At 55.6% G+C, this 2,193-nt stretch carries 2 protein-coding genes; one reads left to right on the plus strand and one right to left on the minus strand.

The genetic code is table 11. The features are described 5' to 3' along the window. The first annotated feature begins 194 nt into the window (after positions 1-194). On the plus strand, positions 195-1,184 hold the full coding sequence (locus tag AC4GMC_RS18260; RefSeq protein WP_487877872.1) for a complex I NDUFA9 subunit family protein: 990 nt from the start codon (positions 195-197) through the stop codon (positions 1,182-1,184). Here the strand turns inward: AC4GMC_RS18260 and AC4GMC_RS18265 are convergent. After that, the gene (locus tag AC4GMC_RS18265; RefSeq protein ID WP_487877869.1) at positions 1,181-1,981 is read right to left on the minus strand and encodes an undecaprenyl-diphosphate phosphatase; all 801 of its coding nucleotides are present in this window, start codon (positions 1,979-1,981) and stop codon (positions 1,181-1,183) included. The genes AC4GMC_RS18260 and AC4GMC_RS18265 overlap by 4 nt on opposite strands. Between the last annotated feature and the right edge of the window lie 212 nt (positions 1,982-2,193).

Here is a 2,193-nt window from a genome sequence, read left to right on the forward strand (position 1 = left end):
AATTCCGCCATCTGGGCGCAATCACATCGTGTGGGCGGAGTATGCTTGCTGAGCGAAGGTGTCAACGAGATTCGCCAAGGTTTCTGCAAAAACCTGCCAGCCGTTCAATATGACCCGCGACCCCTTGCGCCTTGCTCGTTACAAGGGCTGCGGATATGTCCAACATGAACGACCAGAGCGAGAGTTTTATCATCATGTCCAAGCTTGTGACAATCTTCGGCGGGTCCGGCTTTGTCGGACGCTACATCGCACAGCGTCTTGCCAAAGAGGGTTGGCGTGTGCGCGTTGCAGTCCGTCGCCCGAATGAGGCGATGTTCGTAAAGCCGTACGGCGCTGTTGGTCAGGTAGAGCCGATCCTTGCGAATGTGCGGGATGATGCCTCTGTGGCGGCTGCGGTTCAGGGCGCGGATGCGGTGGTGAACTGTGTCGGTATTCTTAGCGAAGCTGGTAAGAACAAGTTTGACGCTGTTCAGCATGAGGGCGCTGCGCGTGTGGCGCGGTGTGCGGCTGAGGCAGGCGCCACCACTTTCGTACAGATTTCAGCCATTGGGGCGAATGAACGTTCCAAGAGCGGCTATGCCGAGAGCAAGGGCAAGGGTGAGGCTGGTGTTCTGGCTCATTTCCCCAATGCCGTAATTCTGCGCCCTTCGATTATTTTCGGAACCGAGGATCAGTTTTTTAACCGCTTTGCGACGATGGCGCGGTTCCTACCGATCCTACCGGTCGTGGGTCCACAGTCGAAATTCCAACCGGTCTACGTGGACGATGTCGCCGCCGCCGCCGTCAAGGGTGTGACAGGTGCGGCTAAGCCCGGCATCTATGAACTGGGTGGCCCCGATGTTGAAAGCTTCAAACAGTTGATGGAGCGGATGCTAAAGGTTGTGCGCCGCCGCGCTCTGATCCTAACGGTGCCGTTCTTTGCGGCCCGGATCATGGCGGCTGTGCTCGACTTCTTGCAAATCATCTCACTCGGGCTGTTCACTAATTCGCAGATCACACGGGATCAGGTGAAGCAGTTGGCAAATGACAACGTCGTTTCACCCGATGCGATGTCATTCGCTGATCTGGGGATAGAGCCGACGGATATGGATGCCGTGCTGGAAACCTATCTTTGGCAGTTCCGGCCCAACGGCCAATACGCAGAAATCATGGATAGCGCCAAGCAGCTGCGCGGCGACGACTAGGAATAAGCGACTGCCAGTAGGACGATGCCCAACAGCACGCGGTAAATCACATATGGCGTAAAGCTGACGGACCGTAAGAGCCGCATCATCAGGCTAAGCGCCAAGAGCGCGGACAAAAATGCAAAGACGGCGGCAATGGCGCCGTCTTTTGCTGTTTGGAGGTCCGCATCCGCCGCGACTTCAAGCCCGACAAGTGTGCCGGAGGCAATAATCGTTGGTATCGACATTAACATAGCGATCCGTGCCGCGCCTTCGCGGTCATAACCCAACAGTCGAGCGCCAGTTATGCACGCACCTGACCGCGACGTGCCGGGGATCAGCGCGACGGCCTGCCACAAGCCCAACGTCCATGCGTGTTTTAGTGTCCAGCTGCCTGCGGGTCGCGTTGTTGGACCCTTTTGATCCGCCCAATACAGCACGATCCCGAATATCAGCATTGTCCAACCGATTACGGCGACGGAACGCATCGCGTTATCTAATCCTGTCAGCTTTAAGATGAGACCGGCTAGGATCACGGGGATCGTCGCGATGATCAGGCACATCGCCAAATTGGCCTCAGCCGTTTTTTCGGCCCGTGCAAGATGGGTCATACCTAAGGCGGCGCGTTTTACGTCTGCTAGAAAATAGGTGACGACCGCAGCCAAGGTGCCAACATGGACGGCGACATCGATGGCCTGACCTTGATCCTTCAGGCCCGTTAACTGTGGCAGCAGCACCAAATGCCCACTGGATGAAACCGGCAGGAATTCTGTGATTCCCTGGATTATTGCGATCAGAAAGAGGTGAAATAGGGGCATAAGGGTGTATAGGTCAGTATTGCTTACTTAAAAATGGAGAATATGAGACGTTTTTCGGGGCGCGCAGATGAAATACTTATAAATAGGTCACTAGTTCTGACTTTTCTTTGATGGGCGGCTCGCATATAGCGATGCTTCAGGCAGATGTGAGGAGGCTCCCCATGGCGACCCAGAAGATGTTGAAGTTTGTGACGCTGGATCGGGCGACTCCG

This window comes from Thalassobacter sp. (genome assembly GCF_982993085.1).

Bases quoted from the DNA above. Each gene is read 5' to 3' on its own strand.
- AC4GMC_RS18260 (WP_487877872.1), top strand. From the start codon at position 195: ATGTCCAAGCTTGTGACAATCTTCGGCGGGTCCGGCTTTGTCGGACGC.
- AC4GMC_RS18265 (WP_487877869.1), bottom strand. From the start codon at position 1,981: ATGCCCCTATTTCACCTCTTTCTGATCGCAATAATCCAGGGAATCACA.